This is a genomic window from Wenyingzhuangia sp. 2_MG-2023, assembly GCF_030548295.1.
Classification (GTDB): domain Bacteria; phylum Bacteroidota; class Bacteroidia; order Flavobacteriales; family Flavobacteriaceae; genus Wenyingzhuangia.
Genome location: NZ_JAUOSB010000008.1, coordinates 104,754 through 121,930 on the forward strand (window position 1 = coordinate 104,754; position 17,177 = coordinate 121,930).

18 protein-coding genes are annotated in these 17,177 nt (G+C 32.4%); 7 read left to right on the top strand and 11 right to left on the bottom strand.

Annotation, left to right across the window (positions count from 1 at the left end; all coding sequences use genetic code 11):
* Window positions 1-2 precede the first annotated feature (2 nt).
* Complete coding sequence (gene cydB / locus Q4548_RS10460; protein WP_303454639.1) at window positions 3-1,076, bottom strand: cytochrome d ubiquinol oxidase subunit II; 1,074 nt, start codon at window positions 1,074-1,076, stop codon at window positions 3-5.
* 3 nt (window positions 1,077-1,079) lie between these two features.
* Complete coding sequence (locus Q4548_RS10465) at window positions 1,080-2,411, bottom strand: cytochrome ubiquinol oxidase subunit I (protein WP_303454642.1); 1,332 nt, start codon at window positions 2,409-2,411, stop codon at window positions 1,080-1,082.
* A gap of 193 nt (window positions 2,412-2,604) precedes the next feature.
* Here Q4548_RS10465 and Q4548_RS10470 point away from each other — a divergent pair, with 193 nt between their 5' ends.
* The gene (locus Q4548_RS10470; RefSeq protein WP_303454645.1) at window positions 2,605-3,282 is read left to right on the top strand and encodes a DUF2461 domain-containing protein; all 678 of its coding nucleotides are present in this window, start codon (window positions 2,605-2,607) and stop codon (window positions 3,280-3,282) included.
* Here the strand turns inward: Q4548_RS10470 and Q4548_RS10475 are convergent.
* From Q4548_RS10475 to Q4548_RS10515, 9 genes are all read right to left on the bottom strand, one after another.
* Window positions 3,272-4,066: a carboxypeptidase-like regulatory domain-containing protein gene (locus tag Q4548_RS10475; protein WP_303454647.1), complete on the bottom strand. Its 795-nt coding sequence runs from the start codon at window positions 4,064-4,066 to the stop codon at window positions 3,272-3,274. The genes Q4548_RS10470 and Q4548_RS10475 overlap by 11 nt on opposite strands.
* 21 nt (window positions 4,067-4,087) lie before the next feature.
* A complete protein-coding gene (locus Q4548_RS10480; RefSeq protein ID WP_303454650.1) occupies window positions 4,088-4,399 on the bottom strand; it encodes a hypothetical protein in 312 nt (103 codons plus the stop codon).
* A 46-nt stretch (window positions 4,400-4,445) separates the two neighbouring features.
* Window positions 4,446-5,453 carry an endonuclease/exonuclease/phosphatase family protein gene (locus tag Q4548_RS10485; protein WP_303454653.1) on the bottom strand — a complete coding sequence of 336 codons (1,008 nt, stop codon included), beginning with the start codon at window positions 5,451-5,453 and terminating at the stop codon, window positions 4,446-4,448.
* 5 nt (window positions 5,454-5,458) lie between these two features.
* Complete coding sequence (locus tag Q4548_RS10490; RefSeq protein WP_303454657.1) at window positions 5,459-6,301, bottom strand: rhomboid family intramembrane serine protease; 843 nt, start codon at window positions 6,299-6,301, stop codon at window positions 5,459-5,461.
* A gap of 1 nt (window position 6,302) precedes the next feature.
* A complete protein-coding gene (locus Q4548_RS10495) occupies window positions 6,303-7,019 on the bottom strand; it encodes a rhomboid family intramembrane serine protease (RefSeq protein ID WP_303454660.1) in 717 nt (238 codons plus the stop codon).
* 4 nt (window positions 7,020-7,023) lie between these two features.
* Window positions 7,024-8,913, bottom strand: coding sequence for a DNA mismatch repair endonuclease MutL (mutL, locus tag Q4548_RS10500; protein ID WP_303454661.1), 1,890 nt, complete (start codon window positions 8,911-8,913; stop codon window positions 7,024-7,026).
* Window positions 8,914-8,926: 13 nt separating this feature from the next.
* On the bottom strand, window positions 8,927-9,211 hold the full coding sequence (locus Q4548_RS10505; protein ID WP_303454662.1) for a hypothetical protein: 285 nt from the start codon (window positions 9,209-9,211) through the stop codon (window positions 8,927-8,929).
* 73 nt (window positions 9,212-9,284) lie between these two features.
* Window positions 9,285-9,764 (bottom strand): 6,7-dimethyl-8-ribityllumazine synthase, encoded by a 480-nt coding sequence (gene ribH, locus Q4548_RS10510; RefSeq protein ID WP_303454664.1) that lies wholly within the window; start codon window positions 9,762-9,764, stop codon window positions 9,285-9,287.
* Window positions 9,764-10,543 (bottom strand): tetratricopeptide repeat protein, encoded by a 780-nt coding sequence (locus Q4548_RS10515; protein ID WP_303454665.1) that lies wholly within the window; start codon window positions 10,541-10,543, stop codon window positions 9,764-9,766. Before Q4548_RS10515 ends, ribH begins: the two co-directional genes overlap by 1 nt.
* Before the next feature lie 137 nt (window positions 10,544-10,680).
* Between Q4548_RS10515 and recF the strand changes: the two genes are divergently transcribed.
* The 6 genes from recF (at window position 10,681) to Q4548_RS10545 (ending at window position 17,153) form a co-directional block, all read left to right on the top strand.
* A complete protein-coding gene (gene recF / locus Q4548_RS10520) occupies window positions 10,681-11,763 on the top strand; it encodes a DNA replication/repair protein RecF (protein WP_303454668.1) in 1,083 nt (360 codons plus the stop codon).
* Window positions 11,763-12,083 carry a DUF721 domain-containing protein gene (locus tag Q4548_RS10525; protein ID WP_303454670.1) on the top strand — a complete coding sequence of 107 codons (321 nt, stop codon included), beginning with the start codon at window positions 11,763-11,765 and terminating at the stop codon, window positions 12,081-12,083. The genes recF and Q4548_RS10525 overlap by 1 nt, the downstream gene beginning before the upstream one ends.
* 97 nt (window positions 12,084-12,180) lie before the next feature.
* Complete coding sequence (locus tag Q4548_RS10530) at window positions 12,181-14,337, top strand: TonB-dependent receptor (RefSeq protein ID WP_303454672.1); 2,157 nt, start codon at window positions 12,181-12,183, stop codon at window positions 14,335-14,337.
* Between the two features lie 109 nt (window positions 14,338-14,446).
* Window positions 14,447-15,067 carry a hypothetical protein gene (locus tag Q4548_RS10535; RefSeq protein WP_303454675.1) on the top strand — a complete coding sequence of 207 codons (621 nt, stop codon included), beginning with the start codon at window positions 14,447-14,449 and terminating at the stop codon, window positions 15,065-15,067.
* Window positions 15,068-15,075: 8 nt separating this feature from the next.
* Entirely contained in the window at window positions 15,076-16,386 is a 1,311-nt protein-coding gene (locus tag Q4548_RS10540; protein WP_303454677.1) for a histidine kinase, read from the top strand.
* 11 nt (window positions 16,387-16,397) lie between these two features.
* Window positions 16,398-17,153, top strand: coding sequence for a LytTR family DNA-binding domain-containing protein (locus tag Q4548_RS10545; RefSeq protein ID WP_303454680.1), 756 nt, complete (start codon window positions 16,398-16,400; stop codon window positions 17,151-17,153).
* Window positions 17,154-17,177 lie beyond the last annotated feature (24 nt).

Sequence of the window (17,177 nt, forward strand, 5' to 3'; positions counted from 1 at the left end):
AACTAGTGTCCGTAATCCATATCGTCTATCTTACCTGCATTTAATTTCTTTTGAACCAAAAAATAAATAATAATCAGTACAATTCCCACAATCATCCAAGGAATAGCAACAGACATTCCGTATTGACTTGTAGCTGTATTGTAAATAGTTAACCCAGGATTGGTGTCGTTGGTAGAAGGTAATAAAACAGGAAACATTGTTGCTAGGGTAGAGGTAATTCCACCTACAATCATAATGCTAGAACAAGCAAAACCATAAACTTCTTTTTTGAATTTTTTGATAAAAAAAGTCCCAATCAACCCAATAAAATAAACCATAGGAAATATTAAAAAAGCAGGATATTCTAAATAATTAGCTAAAGGATGAGGTTCAATAATATGCCAAATACTGACAGAAAAAATAGTCAATACAGCCAAGGCAATGTTCAAATTAAAAATCACCGATTTTAGTTTGTTGTTGATGCTTGCATTTGTTTTTAGAATAATCCAATTGGCACCATGAATAGCCAACGTAACCACAGCAATAATTCCAATCACAATGGTAAACCAATCAATCACTCCAGGGTGAGTGGTAGAAGGACTAAAACTAGGGTTCCAAAGTGGTAAAAAGAAATAATGAGCTTCGTAAGCAGAAACACCATTTTCTACACCACCTAGATTTACTCCTCTGGCAACATTACCAAGCGCAACACCAAAGAAAAGTGCTAGTAATAAACTAGAAACTCCAAAAGCTTTGTCCCAAATAGTTCTCCAAATAGGATGATCTATTTGACTTCTTAACTCCAAACCAATGGCTCTAAAAATAATCAACCAAAGCACAATAATTAACGGTAAATAAAAACCACTAAAAGCTGAAGCGTATAAAGTAGGAAAAGCCATAAAAAGCAATCCACCAGCAGCTACCAACCAGACTTCATTAGAATCCCAAAATAAACCAGCAGCTTTAGAAATTACTTCTTTGTCCTTGTCTGTTTTTGCAAAAAATAAATGAATAATTCCTGTTCCAAAATCATAACCATCCAAAATAAAAAAGATGGCTAGAAATAATGCTATAATAATAAACCAAAAGATTTCCATAGTTTAGTGTTTTTGATGTTGAGGTCCGTGGTAAATGGTTTTTCCTACCAAGACTAAAAATAATAATCCTAAAAGCATGTAAAGTGCTACAAAACCTAACAAGGTAAATAAAGTGTTTCCTGAAGATACGGTAGGAGAAACTCCATCAACCGTTTTTAACAATCCATAAACTAAGTAAGGTTGTCTCCCCAATTCTGCAACATACCAACCTGTTAAATTGGCAATAAAAGGAAACGGGACTAAGAATAAGATAGTCCACAACAAAGGTTTAAAACTGTACAATTTTTTTCGGTATAAGAATAACATGGAAATTCCCATAATTCCAATAAAAATAGTTCCCAGTCCTACCATAATGTGATAAGAATAATACAGCGCAGGGATGTTGTCTGGTAATTCACTTTTGTCAAAATGATCCATTCCTATAATTTGCTTGTCCCATTCTTGATAGGTTAAAAAACTTAAGATGTTAGGAACCGCTATTTTATTGTCTAGTTTTTTTTCTACCATATTAGGTTGTCCAATCAATACAATTTCAGCACCTGCTTCTTCGGTTTCAAAAATTCCTTCCATGGCAGCAAAAGCTGCAGGTTGGTATTTGGCAACGTTTTTAGCATTTAAATCTCCCGTAGGAAAAGCGACCAAAAGACTTGAAATTAATCCGATAATTACTCCTGTTTTTAAAAATAATTTTCCGTGAGCTTCGTGTTTTTTAATCAACAAATAAAATGCACCAATACTACCAACTACAAAAGAAGAAGTAACTAAAGAAGCCATTTGATTGTGCAAAAAAGCAGGCAACAACCAAGGATTGCTAAAAAGTTCTGAAAAATGAGTCAAGACAAATTTTCCGTTTGCTAAAACTTCATATCCTACAGGATGTTGCATCCATGCGTTGGTGGCTAAAATTAAATATCCACTTGCCCAAGAACCTAAAAAGACAAAAAATCCGGTTAAAAAATGCAGTTTTTGTCCCATTAACTTTTCACCAAAAATAAAAAGTGCCAAGAAAGACGATTCTAAGAAAAAAGAAAACGTTCCTTCCATAGCCAAAGTCTGACCGATAATACCTCCTGTCAATTCAGAAAACTTTGCCCAGTTGGTTCCAAACTGAAACTCCATAGGAATTCCGGTAACCACTCCCATGGTAAAATTGATGGCAAAAATTTTCATGAAAAATTTAGCAGCATCGTTGTAAATTTCGTTGTTGGATTTTAGATAATACCCTTTGAATAAAATAATAATCAAAGAAAGTCCCATGGTAAGCTGTGGGAAAATGTAGTGGAATGTAATCGTAAAGGCAAATTGCAGTCGATCGTAAAAAATCATGTCTTCCATGTGGAAATAGACTTAGAGTGTTAAAAATTAAATTTATTTTAGACAGAAAAGGTTTATAAAACAAGGGATTTCTTGTTTAAAATAATATCAATAAATTTACGGGTTTTGGTTTTTTTAAATGCTACTTTGGTTACATAAAATCAACTTTTTTTATAAGATTTTGTACTTTTATAAAAATCTAAATCACAATACTATGTCGATACAAATAGATGCTTCCATTTTTAAGTTTTTAAACTCGTTAAAAGAAAACAATACTCGTGAATGGTTTGCAGAAAATAAAGCTTGGTTTGATCGGGAAGATGCGCATATGAAATCTTTTTTTGCACAAGTAATGGACGGGTTGAAAGAAAATGATGATATAGAAGAAATGAAAGCATACCGTATTTATAGAGATGTACGTTTTTCTAAAGACAAATCACCGTATAAGATTTATAGGAGTTGTAGTTACAAAAGAGCTACAGAAATGTTAAGAGGTGCATATCACGTAGAGGTAGCACCAGGAGCTTCTTTTATAGCTTGTGGTTTTTGGCAGCCAAACAAAGAGGATTTGTATAGAATTAGAAAGGAAATCGAAACAGATGCCAGTGAATTAAATAGCATTATTAATACAGTTGAGATTCAAAAAATATTTAGTGGTTTTCATAATGGTGAAACTCTAAAAACAGCTCCCAAAGGATTTGATAAAGAACATGAAGCGATAGAGTTACTAAGAAAAAAAGATTTCTTATTGCTAAAAAAATTCACAGACGAAGAAGTTTTGTCTGTGAATTTTTATGATGATGTTCTGTATGCATTTAGAGCTGTAAGACCCTTTTTAGATTATATGAGCGATGTGTTGACCACTGATTTAAACGGAGAATCTATTTTTTAGTTTCTTGTTTAGAGGTGTTTCCTTCTCTTACCGCTTTGTGATTTTCGTAACATTCCAAAACAGCTTCTATCAATTGTAAATCTGTAGCTTTGCTAATAAAATAAGCAGAATAATTGCATTCAGAAAGTGTTTCGGTAAGTTCTGTAGTGTCCATTTGCAAATAATCTAAGATTATTTCTCTATCAAATCTGTTGGTTAAAATTTCTCGGGTTGCATCTTTCTCTTTCAACTCTTTTAAATCTCTCAATTTTTTAGGCTTTTTTCCAAATAGATTGTACACAAAATCTACAGGATTTGTAAGCGCTTGTCCAACACTAAGACCGGAAACAGAATTGTTGTTTTTTCGAATTTCATAAGTTTGGGGAAGTCCGTTAATATGAATCCTATTGTATTTGTCTTTAGGTACATTTTTAATGTCTATTTCTAAAACTCCTATCAATTTGTGAATTCGCACTTCTTCTAGGTTTTCTATTTTAGGATGTAGTTCAATATTCAACTCTGTCCCTTTAGACAAATCACGAGTAATTTTTAATTTGATAGACTCAAATCCAATATGAGAGATCAATAAAGTATCACTTTCTTGAAGGTCAATTTCAAACAATCCATTTTTGTTAGATATGGTTCCATCTACCTTAGTTATATTCAAAAGGGTGGTTCCTTCTATTGCGGTACTATCAATAGCGTTTGATATTTTTCCTTTCAAGGTGAATTTCATTAAGTCTTGAGAAAAACCAAACGAGATGGATAAGATGCAAATTATAAAAGTGATGTAAAATTTTTTCATTATAGGGTGTTTATGAAATTTTTATTCTGTTTCTGGTGAGTCAAAATACTGAAGGTCTTCTTTTTGACATTTCCCTACTGCAGGTGTAATGTTTACAAATTCTGAACCTTTTGTTCTGTTGTCACCTTTGTTAAAATACCAAAGTGTCAATCGTATTCTTTTTTTGTCTCTGCATCTAAATGCATACATCTCAGGATCTGTTTTCCATCCATCGTATCTCAAATCCGATTCCACAACATTTTCTCTGATGGGTATTCTAAAATCTGTAAATATGGATTTCTTTGAAGGCTCTTCTAAAGTCTCTTCTTGAGAAAACAAAAATGAGCTGTACATACAAATTAATGCACAAAAAATATGTTTATTCATACTCTCAAATATACTAATTATTCAAATTTATTCTAGCCATTATCGGATAATGATCAGAAAGTTTCACATTGTAGTTGGCAAAAGAACCAACTTCCATGTTGTTATCGGGCAAAATAAAATCAATTCTTAAAGGAAATATATAATTAAAGGTTTTCCCAAAACCTGAACCAGCTTCAACAAACGCATCTTTTCGGTTTTCCATCAAATAGTGGTAATTCCAAGAAAAAGCAGTGTTGTTAAAATCTCCTGCAATGATGGTTTTGTAAGGACAATTGTCAATATGGTTTTTTAATAATTTTATTTGTTCAGATTGTTTTACAAATACATTTCTAAAATGTTTCAATAGTGCTGTATTGTCTTCGTCTCCGTAATATTTTTTTTCGGTTTTCAAGCCAAAAGACTCCATATGTACATTATAAATTCGGACTATTTGATCTCTAACTTGCAAGTCTACATAAAGTACATTATTGGCGGTGTTCTTAAAATCTAAAGATCCAGTGTGTATGGGTTTGTATTTAGAATAAATAGCCAATTCATTTTGACCTGTTTTTTTTTGACCTACTTTTGGGAGTTTTATTTTAGGGTTTTGTGTGTGGTCGTGTTCTTGAATACAAACGATGTCTGCCTGTTGTTTGTTGATGAAATCATAAATTTTTGGTTGAATACTTGGAGAAGGAATCCATTGTGCTCTATTAAAATAACGAACGTTGTATGACAATAGTTTTACATCAGTCTGTTTTAGTTCTTCTTTTTTATGGAATGAAAAGAAAGAGTTGATCTGTTTGTAACCAATACCAATTACTAATAAGGAAAGTAAGAATTGTGGTTTTAGTTTGATGAGCCATAAAATTGCAAAAAAGAAATTCAACCCTAAAAATACAGGATACAGCAGACTTAAAAGATTAATAATAGGAAATCTTTCTGGATCTAAATTTGGTATTGCGTAGGTAAGAAGCAATAAAAGTGCAGTGATAGTGTTGAAAAAAAAAAGAATTTTTTCTACAATATTTAAACGTTTCATCAATGTTATTTTTTTCCTTGTTGAAATAGAAAATCTTTTTCGTCTTTAGATAAAGATTCGTATCCAGACTTACTGATCTTATCTAATATTACATTTATTTTTTGTTGAGTGTCATGCGTTGTGTCAGCTTTCTTGTTGGTTTTAGACTTGTAAGCTGTTTTTAAAGGACTTTTCTTTTGAAATAATTTTTTAAATGGATTGCTGATTTTAAAACTGGTTCCATAATAAATAGCAAGAAAACCATAAAGAGCTCCACCCAAATGTGCCAAATGCCCACCAGTATTATTGTCAGAAAGACTGATCAAATCAATTCCAATAAAGATAAGTGTAACAATCCAAAGTTTTACAAAACCAATAAATCGAAACTTCAATTCATAATTAGGCATATACGTTGTCAATCCTACCAAAATAGCCATAATTCCAGAAGAAGCTCCTACCAAGGTTGCACGTGTGTTTTGCAGAGCAGGAAAATAATTGTAAGAAACTAAAAATAAGACCCCTCCAAAAATAGTTCCCATCAAATAGAAATTTAATAGTTTTTTTGGTGTAAAGTAATCCAAAAACAAATTTCCTATAAAAAACAAGTAAATCAGATTGAACAGCAAGTGAAAAAAATCTCCATGTAAAAATCCATATGTTACCACTGTCCATGGTCTTTCTATAAAGTAAGACAAATTAGCGGGCAAAGAAAACCAATCTAAAAAGAAGTTGTTCTGGTTGTAAAAAAAACTACCCACACCTCCAATAAAATAGGTGAGTATAAAAACTATAATATTCACAAAAATAAGCTTCTCAACAAGGCTTCCTGTCTGATACTTTTGTTTGAGTTGTGAAAAAATTTGGTTCATGTTAATAAATTCTATGTTGATTCTTTTTCCAAACAATGGCAATAATCAGACCAATAAGAGCACCACCAACATGTGCAAAATAGGCAGTGTTTACAGGGCTTAAAATAGGTTGACCTGTCAGTCCAGAAATTAAATCTGCAATAATAATGATAGGAATAAAATACTTTACCGTTACAGGAATAAAGAAATACAGATAAATTTTAGCATTTGGAAAATACCATGCATAAGCAGCTAACAATCCAAAAATAGCTCCAGAAGCTCCTAACAGTCTTGTTCCGTATATAGAGTTTGCAGTTTGTAATGCGGTGTCTTTATAAATTTTGGTTTCGTTAAACAAACTGTAGATTTCTTCTTTACTAGCTCCCATATTCATCAAAGAACTTAAAGTGTTGTTAAATTCAAGTTTTCTTTCTAGTAAAAAAATCAAACTAGCTCCAATTCCTGCGGAGAAATAGAAGAATAAAAACTTTTTTTCTCCCCAAAGTTGAATCATAGGAGTACCAAAAAAATACAATCCCAACATGTTAAAAAACAAATGGCCAATACCCGCATGCATAAAAATACCAGTTACAAATTGCCAGTATCTAAACTTAGGATGGTCAAAATAATGTAGGGTAAAAAGTTCAAACAAATCAAATTTTTGAATCAATGCGGTTGCTGCAAAAAACAGAACATTGACAATAATGAGGTGTTTTATGGTTTCTTGAATTTTAATCATGTTGTTAATCTAAGTTAAAAATTGCATCCAATTTTTTGGTGTCAATTTTAGTGTATATTTTTTTTCTAAAAGGGGAGATGTTTGCTTCTTTACAGGCAAACAAATCCTGAATTAGATTTTCTTGTTCGGTGTCAGATAATTTGGTTCCAGTTCTAATTGCCAGAGTTTTTGATAAAGATTTTGCAATCATATCCAACTGGCTAAAACTGTTTTCTTGTATGTCTTGTTGAAAATCTTCTATCAGTTGTTCAAAAACCATGCTAATCTGACTTTCTGTAATAGTTGTTGGTATTCCAGAAACCACAACAGCATCTTTGGTGATACTTTCAAATAAAAAACCAGTACTTTCTAATTCTTCTTTGATGTTTTTTAGAATGTGAATTTCTTGAGCACTGTAATTAATATTTATAGGAAACAACAATTGTTGACTAGAAGCTTCTTTAACGGTGATATTGGCTAAAAAATTTTCATACAAAACTCTTTGGTGTGCCAAATGTTGGTGAACCAAATAAGTACCTGTGTTTAAATTGGATAAAATGTATTTGTTCTGAATTTGAAAAGTGTCTCTAACAAGATTGCTTTCTTTTGTTTCAAACAATTGTGGAGCCAGTTTTTGAGTATCAATTTCTGTATTGGCTATGGATTCTATTCCGTGATACAAAGCTTCCCAATTCCCTTCTTTCTTTTTAGAAGAAGCATGATTTTCTCTAAAATTGGTTTTAGTATTGTTTGATGAAGCCAATGGTTTGTTTTTAGTTTCTTCAAAAGGATTGAAATAATTCTCTGTTTTGAAAGGATTAAAATCAGGATCAACTTCTATTTTGGGTGCTTTTATAGGAGCATCTTTGTATTCGTAAGGTGTTTCTAGATTTTTGTCCTTGGTAAAATCTAAAGAGGGCATCATGTTAAATTGTCCCAAACTATGTTTTACAGCCGCTCTAATAATTTCGTACAATACTTTTTCATTGTCAAATTTTACTTCTGTTTTGGTAGGGTGAATGTTGATGTCTATAGTATGTGTAGGGACTTTTAAATATAAAAAATAACCTGGATGATTTCCTCTTTCTAACAATCCGTCAAAAGCAGCGTTGATGGCATGGTGTAAATAAGGACTTTTGATAAAACGATCGTTGACAAAAAAGAATTGTTCTCCTCTTTTTTTCTTAGAAAATTCAGGTTTCATAATAAAACCATGCACACTAATAAGGTCTGTTTCCTCATCAATAGGAATCAAACGTTCGTTGGTTTTATGACCAAAAATATTGACGATACGTTGTTTTAAATTTCCTGAAGGAAGGTTGAAAATTTCTGAATTGTTATGATTCAAAACAAAAGCAACGTCAAAATGAACCAAGGCTACTCTTTGAAATTCATCAATAATATGACGTGTTTCTACTGCATCAGACTTTAAAAAGTTTCTACGAGCAGGAATGTTGAAAAATAAGTTTTTTACCGCTGTATTGGTTCCTGCTGGAATGGTAACCAGTTCTTGGTTGGTAATTTTACTAGCCTCAATATTGATACAAGTTCCCAACTCCTTATCCGCTAATTTGGTTTTCATTTCTATTTGAGCAATGGCAGCTATAGAAGCCATCGCTTCACCTCTAAAACCTTTGGTGGTTAGGTTGAACAAATCTTCGGCTTCTCTAATTTTAGAAGTTGCATGTCTTTCAAAACAAAGACGAGCGTCTGTTTCAGACATACCACTACCGTCATCAATAACTTGAATAATGGTTTTACCAGCATCTTTCAAAATTAGATGAATATTTTTTGCACCAGCATCTATAGCATTCTCTAAAAGTTCTTTAACTACGGATGCAGGTCTTTGAACCACCTCACCAGCTGCTATTTGATTGGCTACATGGTCAGGCAATAATTGTATAATGTCAGGCATTAAAAATTTGGGGTTATTTTAGTAAATAGAGCGCAATACCTGCGAGTATTGTAATGATCAAAGCAAGTCTAAAGTTAGATTTTTGATCTGCTTTTACGTTAGATCGGGTTCTAGACCATTCACCTTTTAAATTGTTTTTGGACAATGTAACTTGATACTCATCGTCGTTATTGTCTTTGGATCTTTCGTTTTTATAACGTTGTTCCAAAGCTTCCAAACGCTCTTTACGCTCGTCGTAATAACGAGGTTTGTAATCAAAAACGTAATGACCTGTTGGCTTAAAGGGAGTTTTGAACATAGTGTAAAATAAAAAACATTATTGTCAAATTTACGAAAAATTCGACAATAATGTTTTGATATTTAAAAGGGAATTATCGTTTGTTTAGCTCTGCCATTTTAATTGCTGCCACTGCACATTCAATACCTTTGTTTCCTAGTTTTCCTCCAGATCTGTCAATAGATTGTTGTTTGTTATTGTCTGTCAATACACAAAAAATAACGGGAGTATCATATTTAATATTCAAGTCTTTGATTCCTTGAGTAACTCCATCACAAACAAAGTCAAAATGTTTGGTTTCACCTTGAATCACGTTTCCAATAGCAATGATAGCATCTACATTTCTGCTTTCTAACATTTTTTTGCAACCGTAAATCAATTCAAAGCTACCAGGAACTTTCCAGGTAATAATATCTTCTTCTGCCACACCATTGTCTAACAAAGTGTCTATAGCTCCTAAAGTTAAGTTTTCTGTTATTTCAGGATTCCATTCAGAAGTAACAATTCCAAATCTAAACCCTTTTACATTTGGTAAACTTTCTTTATCGTATGCAGATAAATCTGTTGTAGCCATTAGTTAGCGTATTTAGCTTGGTTTAAATATTTTTCTATGTCTTTAGCTTCAGTAGAAGTAGGGTATTCTTTTTGAATTTTCTCAAAGTTCTTTTCAGCTTTGCTATAGTCTTTCAAACTCAAAGCTAATTTTCCTGCTTTCATCAAATAAACAGGAGCAACTGCTTTGTTTTCTGTGTTTTGAGCAGCATCAGAGTAATAGTTCAACGCTTCGTTGCTATCACCATTTGCTAAATAAGCATCTCCAAGACTTCCTGTAATTACCGTATTTAATACTGGGTCTTTAGTACTTACTTCTTTTAAAAAATCAATTGCTTTGGTGTAATCTTTCAATTGCATGTAAGAAATTCCAGCATAGTATTTAGCCAAATTTCCAGCATCTGTACCTCCGTAGTTACTTGCAATATCTAACAATCCGTACTTACCTTCGGCACCTTCTAATGCAACGTTAAACAAAGAAGTATCTTCACTGTCAGATGCTTTTTTAAATTCTTGTTTTGCAAAAACCAAAGCATTTGCTGCTTCTTTTTCTTTTGGAGCTTGTACAAATTGTGTGTAACCCATGTATCCAAAAATAAGGACAACAATAGCAATCAACCCAATAAATAACGGTTTGCTGTTGGTTTCAATCCATTTTTCTGATTTATTTGCAGTTTCGTCTAATGTGTTAAATACTTCTGCAGTAGTACTGTGCTCTGAGTTTCCTTCGTTGTCTACGATTACTTCTGCATCTTCAACTTCAACCGTCTTCTTGTAACCTCTTTTTTGATATGTAGCCATGAAATATATGGTGTTTTTAATAATTAGTTTTAAATCTGAGTTGGACAAAAATAGTTTTTTTAATCGAATATCAAAACAGAGGAATCATCAAAAAAAATGATAAATTGCGAATCCTTTTTTAATGGATTCAAATTAGCATGCATCTTCAGAAATTATCCTTAGTAAATTATAAAAATATATCCTCAGAATTGTTTGATTTCGATGTGAAAATCAACTGTTTTATTGGGAATAATGGTGTGGGGAAAACCAATGTGTTAGATGCTATTTATTACCTTTCGTATACTAAAAGTTATTTCAATGCTGTTGCCACGCAAAATATAAAACACGGTGAAGAGTTTTTTATGGTAGAAGGTGATTATCTGATGGAAGATGAACGCGTGGAAAAAATAGTGTGTAGTCTTAAAAAAGGAACCAAGAAAATTGTCAAGAGAAACGGAAAGGCTTATGAAAAGTTTTCCGATCACATAGGAAGTTTTCCTTTGGTGATGATTTCTCCTTCAGACAGAGATTTGATTTTGGAAGGAAGCGAAACCCGTCGAAAGTTTATGGATGGAGTAATTTCGCAACAAGATCGTAATTATTTACAAAAGTTGCTGAATTACGGTAAAGTGTTAACGCAACGAAATGCATTGTTAAAATATTTTGCTGCCAACAGAACTTTTGATGCGTTGAATTTAAGTGTGTACAACGAGCAGTTAGACGATTTGAGTCAATATATTTACGAAAAACGTGTTTGGTTTTTAAAAGAATTTGCTCCTATTTTTAATCAATGTTATCAAGAAATTAGCAATTCTAAAGAAGAGGTTCAATTGTTGTACAAAACACAATTAGATGAAAAACCTTTGTTGGCATTGTTTGAGGAGCATTTGGCTAAAGATAGAGTGCTGCAATACACATCGGTAGGAATTCACAAAGATGATTTGCAATTTGAACTGAATCAATATCCCATCAAAAAGTTTGGTTCGCAAGGGCAACAGAAATCGTATTTGATAGCCTTAAAATTAGCTCAGTTTGAATTCATGAAACAATTGACAGGCAAAAAACCCATTTTATTGTTTGATGATATTTTTGACAAATTAGATGAAAATAGAGTAACACAAGTAATTAATTTGGTGAACAAAGATCATTTTGGACAGATTTTTATCAGTGATACACACGGAGAAAGAACAGAAAATGTGGTGAAGAAAACCCAACAAACCTATAAAATATTTCACTTGTAATGGCTAAAAAATCGGTAGATCAAAGAAAAGTTAGAAGAAATGAGGCCAATCCAATGAGTGCTTTAATGAAACATTTTATCAAAGCTAACAACTTGGAAAAAGGATTTCAAAAAATTTCTATAGAAGAAGAATGGGCAAATCTAATGGGGCCTGGAGTTAAATCCTACACAGAAAGAATTAGCTTAAAAGGAGGTGTTTTGATGGTTAAAATATCTTCGGCAGCTTTGCGTAGCGAATTGGAATATGGTAAAGAAAAAATTCAAAACATGATGAATGAGGCTTTGGGTGAAGATCTCATTAAAAAAGTGATTTTGTCTTAAAACATCAATTCAGCTTAAAAAAACGACAGTTCGGTCACCTACAATTTTGCAAACCTCTTATTTGCGGCACTTTTGATGAAAATTAAATCAAAGTGTTATGAAAACATATATCTTATCTATTCTACTTGGAAGTTCTTTTTTGTTCACCTACGGACAAACAAAAATCAGTGGTAGGGTTGTAGACGAATACCAACAAGCTATTCCCAATGCTAATATTTATCTAAAAGAGAGTTATGATGGAACAGCCACCAATGAAAAAGGAGAGTTTGATTTTACAACTTCCAAAGTAGCAGAACAAACCTTATTGGTTAGTTATTTAGGTTACGAAACCAAAACCATTGTAAAAGATGTTGCTAAAATGCAGCATTTAAAAATTCAACTAAAAGAAAACATCAATTCTTTAAACGCAGTAGTAATCAGTGCTGGAACTTTTAGTTCTGGAGAAAAAAGCAAAACAACAACCTTAAAACCTTTAGATATTGTAACCACTGCGGGTTCTTTGGCAGATCCTATTGCAGCTTTTCAAACCATGCCTGGAACTAGTACTGTTGCTGATGATGGTAGGCTGTTTGTAAGAGGAGGTAGAGCAGAAGAAACGCAGATTTTTATAGACGGTATTCGTGTGTTTACTCCATACACGGCAAGTGTGAACAACGCTCCAACCCGAGGTAGATATTCTCCTTTTTTGTTCAAAGGAATGACCTTTTCCACAGGGGGATATTCAGCAGAATACGGACAAGCTTTGTCAGGAGTTTTGTTGATGAATACCATAGATGAACCTACAAATGAACGCACAGATATTAGTGTGATGAGTTTAGGAGTTGGTGTAGGAAATACTCAAATTTGGGATAAAAGTTCACTGACTATCAATACTTCTTATATAAATTTAGGGCCTTATATTTCTTTGTATCCAGATCGAAATCAATGGAATAAACCCTACCAATCTTTTGCTGGTGAGTCTGTTTATAGAAGACATTTTAAGAAAGGATTGTGGAAATTGTATGCAGCTTTTGATGCTGCTAGTTTTGATATTACACAAGTGGATATCAACAATTTTGATGGAATGAATTTTAAGACAGATGCCAAGAATGGGTATTTAAATACTTCTTACAAGCACAAATTTAACAAAAGATGGTCTACATTTTATGGATTGAGTTATACGTTGGCTCATACAGAAACATTTATAAACTCTGACAAATTAGAGAATAGGCAGCAAGCAGTACATGTTAAAGCCAAGGCGAATTACAAACTAGGAAGTTTTATGGGGCTGAATTTTGGAGCAGAAACTTTTTTTCAGGATATTAGTGAAAGCTATAGAGAAACTTCTCAAAATCAATTTGATTATGGGTTTGACAATAGTCTTTCTTCGGTTTATGGAGAAACTCAATTTCAGTTTTCAAAGAATTTTGCAACCCGAACAGGTCTCAGGCTGTCTTACAACAATTTGACTGAGAAACTTTATTTTGCTAGACGTTTATCTTTGGCTTATAAAGTAGGTAAACAAGGTCAGTTGTCTTTAGCAGTAGGGAATTTCCATCAAAATCCGGCACAAGAGGTTTTGAAATTTAATGGGAATGTTGCTCCAGAAGAATCCAAACAATACATTTTTAATTACCAATTGAATAAGAATGGAAAGATTTTTAGGGCAGAAGCCTACTACAAAAAATACAGCGACTTGGTAAAATACAATACCGATTTACCTGAGTTTGATAGTGATTTTAACAACCATGGAAAAGGCTATGCAAAAGGTGTGGATTTGTTTTGGAGAGACAACAAAGGAATTAAAAATTTAGATTATTGGTTTAGTTATTCTTTTTTGGATACACGAAGAGATTTTAGAAATTACCCAAGCAGTTTGCAACCTAATTTTGCGAATAAACACAATGCATCTGTGGTAACTAAATATTGGATGGATGCATGGAAAAGTCAAATAGGGTTGACCTATCGTTTTGCTTCTGGTAGAACCTATACCGATAAAAATACCACTGGTTTTTTAAATAAAAAAACAAAAGCTTACAACTCCTTAAACTTCAATTGGGCTTATTTACTCAGTCCGCAAAAAATCATCTTTTTTTCAGCCACCAATGTATTAGGAACTAAAAATGTAAATGGTTATCAATATGCAAACACAGCAGATGAACACGGTTTTTTTGAAAGACAAACCATCAAACCTACAGCCGATCGTTTCTTTTTTGTGGGCTTCTTTTGGACATTGAGCAAGAAACAAACAGACAATCAATTGGATCAATTATAAAAACACAATTCAGTTATAAATAATGACAGTTGGGTAGCAAGTTTTTTCTAAACCCTTCATTCTTGCAGACCTTTACAGTATCAAAACAAACAATTTAAATACTTTTATTATGAAAAAAATTACAATCGCTTTATTTTTAATTTTAGGAATGGCAACTCAAGCACAAGATCAATATTCACAAAAAATGGGGGAAGCTTTCGGTCTTTGGAAACAAAACAAAGCAACTGAATCGTCACAATTATTTGAGAGAATTGCCAATGCAGAACCTCAAAAATGGTTGCCGATGTATTATGCAGCACAAATTAATATTTTAACAAGTTTTGGAATTAAAGACGAAGAGTTTTTGACTGAAAAATTGAACAAAGCACAACTTTTTTTAGACAAAGCAAAGGAAATTAGTCCTAAAAACGAAGAGTTGTTGGTTTTACAGGCTTTCTGGTACACTGTCTGGATAGCTTACGATGGTGCAACATACGGACCAATGTATGCCGGAAAAGTTTCGAAAATATATAAAAATGCTTACAACATAGCTCCAAAAAATCCAAGAGTTGTGTTGGCAAAAGCAGAGTGGGATATGGGATCTGCGCGTTATTTTAACAAAGACATAACCCCTTATTGTAAAGATATTGAAAAAGCCATCGAACTTTTTGATATTTTTGAACAAAAGACACCTTTTTATCCTAGTTGGGGAAAGCAAAGAGCTGAACAAGTGTTAAATCAATGCAAATAATATAGAAAATGCAAAAAGTCTTTAGGTACACAATTTTATACGTTCTCATTGGATTGTTGATTTTTATTATTTCAAACAGTTTGTTTGGTAGTTGGAGTTTTGTTCCTAAAAATCCACTTCTTTTAATTTTGGGATTTAATGTTCTTTATTCGTTTGTTATTGGAGGATTGAACATGATTTATTTTAAATTATTGGCAAAAATAAAATGGGATGAAAACAAATATGCAAAACGAATTGTAATTGGAGTTTTAGGATCAATACCTGTATCCTTTTTAGGATTGTTTTTGATGGGAATGATTGAAGTAATCTATTTAGAGGGATTTAGTTTTCAGTACTTCATAAGCCATCAAAATGTTGGAGATTATGTGTTTGGCCTGTTGATTTCTTTGATTATTGTGGTTGCTTTTAATGCTTTTTACTTTTTTAAGAAGTTTCAAGAAGGAAGAGTCAAAGATTCTCAAATAATTGCCAAAACGGAAACAGCAAAGTTTGAATCTCTTAAAAACCAACTAGATCCTCATTTTTTATTCAATAGTTTGAATGTGTTGACCAGTTTGATAGATGAAAATCCGATGGCAGCTCAAAAATTTACCACAGGATTGTCCAAAGTATATCGATATATTTTAGAACAAAAAGACAAAGATTTGGTATTGGTAAGAGATGAAATAAAGTTTGCCAAAAGCTACATGCAATTATTGAAAACTAGGTTTGAAGAAGGAGTGGAATTTGAAATTTCTGAGGAATTAGAAACTATGGAGCTTAAAATTGTTCCGTTGTCACTACAGCTACTGTTAGAAAACGCTGTAAAACACAATTCCATCACTCCCAAAAAGCCTTTGAATATTAAAATTTATAAAGAAAATAACCAGTTGGTCGTTCAAAACAGTTACCATCCTAAACAAGTATTGGAAAAAAGCACCAAAGTAGGATTGGAAAACATCAAACAGCGATATGCTTTGATCACCAACGAAAAAATGGAAGTAATTCAAGAAGACAATCTGTTTATAGTAAAACTTCCTTTTTTAACCAAAAACATCAAACTTATGAAAACACCTTATTTAAACGATTCAGAAAAATATTTAAAAGCACAAAAACGAGTAGAAGAGTTGACTAAATTTTATTGGGGGTTAGGTACTTACTTGGTTGTTATTCCTTTTCTAATTTTTATCAATTATAAAACATTTTGGGGGTATCAATGGTTCTGGTTTCCTATGTTTGGTTGGGGAATGGGAATTTCTATTCACGCATTAAAACTTTTTGTAGTTAGTACTTCTTGGCAGGATAGAAAAATAAAAGAACTAATGAATAAAGAATCCTAAAATATAGTTGCATGAGAGTTGTTATTATAGAAGATGAAAAACCATCGGCAAGAAGATTAGAGCGAATGTTGAATTTACTAACTATTGAAGTAGAAGTAAAATTGCATTCCGTGGCGGAATCTGTTGAATGGCTGAGCCAGCATCCACATCCAGATTTATTGATGTTAGACATTCAACTTTCGGATGGATTGAGTTTTGAAATTTTTGAACACATAAAATTATCTAGTGCTATTATTTTTACCACAGCTTATGATGAATATGCTTTGAGAGCTTTCAAACAAAATAGCATTGATTATTTGTTAAAACCTATTGATAGTGATGAATTAGAAGCTGCTATAGAAAAATTTAAAATGGTTCAGCCTACAAAAATCGATTTGCCATTAGATGTAAATCAGCTTAGACAAATGCTGGTGAATCCATTAGAAAACAATTACAAAACAAGGTTTACATCCAAAGTAGGACAACATTTAAAGTTGATTGCCACAGACGAAATAGAATGTGTTTATAGCGAAAATAAAGGAACGTATTTGTATACAGAACAGAAACGTAGCTATTTGATAGATGAGAGTTTGGAAGCGTTGGAAGAAAAATTAGATCCTAAGGATTTTTTTAGAGTAAACAGAACTTTTTATGTGCATGTAAATGCAATCAAAAATATGGTTTCTTATACCAACAGTAGATTACAAATTGTGTTAAATAATTACGATCAAAACGAAATTATTGTGAGTAGAGAAAAGGTGAAAAGTTTTAAAAATTGGATAGAATAGGGACTATCCAATTTTAAAGTTATG

Excerpts from the sequence above, each read along its gene's own strand:
- Q4548_RS10465 (WP_303454642.1), bottom strand. The coding sequence starts at position 2,411 with ATGGAAGACATGATTTTTTACGATCGACTGCAATTTGCCTTTACGATT.
- mutL (WP_303454661.1), bottom strand. The coding sequence starts at position 8,913 with ATGCCTGACATTATACAATTATTGCCTGACCATGTAGCCAATCAAATA.
- Q4548_RS10505 (WP_303454662.1), bottom strand. The coding sequence starts at position 9,211 with ATGTTCAAAACTCCCTTTAAGCCAACAGGTCATTACGTTTTTGATTAC.
- cydB (WP_303454639.1), bottom strand. The coding sequence starts at position 1,076 with ATGGAAATCTTTTGGTTTATTATTATAGCATTATTTCTAGCCATCTTT.
- Q4548_RS10530 (WP_303454672.1), top strand. The coding sequence starts at position 12,181 with ATGAAAACATATATCTTATCTATTCTACTTGGAAGTTCTTTTTTGTTC.
- ribH (WP_303454664.1), bottom strand. The coding sequence starts at position 9,764 with ATGGCTACAACAGATTTATCTGCATACGATAAAGAAAGTTTACCAAAT.
- recF (WP_303454668.1), top strand. The coding sequence starts at position 10,681 with ATGCATCTTCAGAAATTATCCTTAGTAAATTATAAAAATATATCCTCA.
- Q4548_RS10485 (WP_303454653.1), bottom strand. The coding sequence starts at position 5,453 with ATGAAACGTTTAAATATTGTAGAAAAAATTCTTTTTTTTTTCAACACT.
- Q4548_RS10525 (WP_303454670.1), top strand. The coding sequence starts at position 11,763 with ATGGCTAAAAAATCGGTAGATCAAAGAAAAGTTAGAAGAAATGAGGCC.
- Q4548_RS10475 (WP_303454647.1), bottom strand. The coding sequence starts at position 4,066 with ATGAAAAAATTTTACATCACTTTTATAATTTGCATCTTATCCATCTCG.
- Q4548_RS10480 (WP_303454650.1), bottom strand. The coding sequence starts at position 4,399 with ATGTACAGCTCATTTTTGTTTTCTCAAGAAGAGACTTTAGAAGAGCCT.
- Q4548_RS10515 (WP_303454665.1), bottom strand. The coding sequence starts at position 10,543 with ATGGCTACATATCAAAAAAGAGGTTACAAGAAGACGGTTGAAGTTGAA.
- Q4548_RS10490 (WP_303454657.1), bottom strand. The coding sequence starts at position 6,301 with ATGAACCAAATTTTTTCACAACTCAAACAAAAGTATCAGACAGGAAGC.
- Q4548_RS10495 (WP_303454660.1), bottom strand. The coding sequence starts at position 7,019 with ATGATTAAAATTCAAGAAACCATAAAACACCTCATTATTGTCAATGTT.
- Q4548_RS10470 (WP_303454645.1), top strand. The coding sequence starts at position 2,605 with ATGTCGATACAAATAGATGCTTCCATTTTTAAGTTTTTAAACTCGTTA.
- Q4548_RS10545 (WP_303454680.1), top strand. The coding sequence starts at position 16,398 with ATGAGAGTTGTTATTATAGAAGATGAAAAACCATCGGCAAGAAGATTA.
- Q4548_RS10535 (WP_303454675.1), top strand. The coding sequence starts at position 14,447 with ATGAAAAAAATTACAATCGCTTTATTTTTAATTTTAGGAATGGCAACT.
- Q4548_RS10540 (WP_303454677.1), top strand. The coding sequence starts at position 15,076 with ATGCAAAAAGTCTTTAGGTACACAATTTTATACGTTCTCATTGGATTG.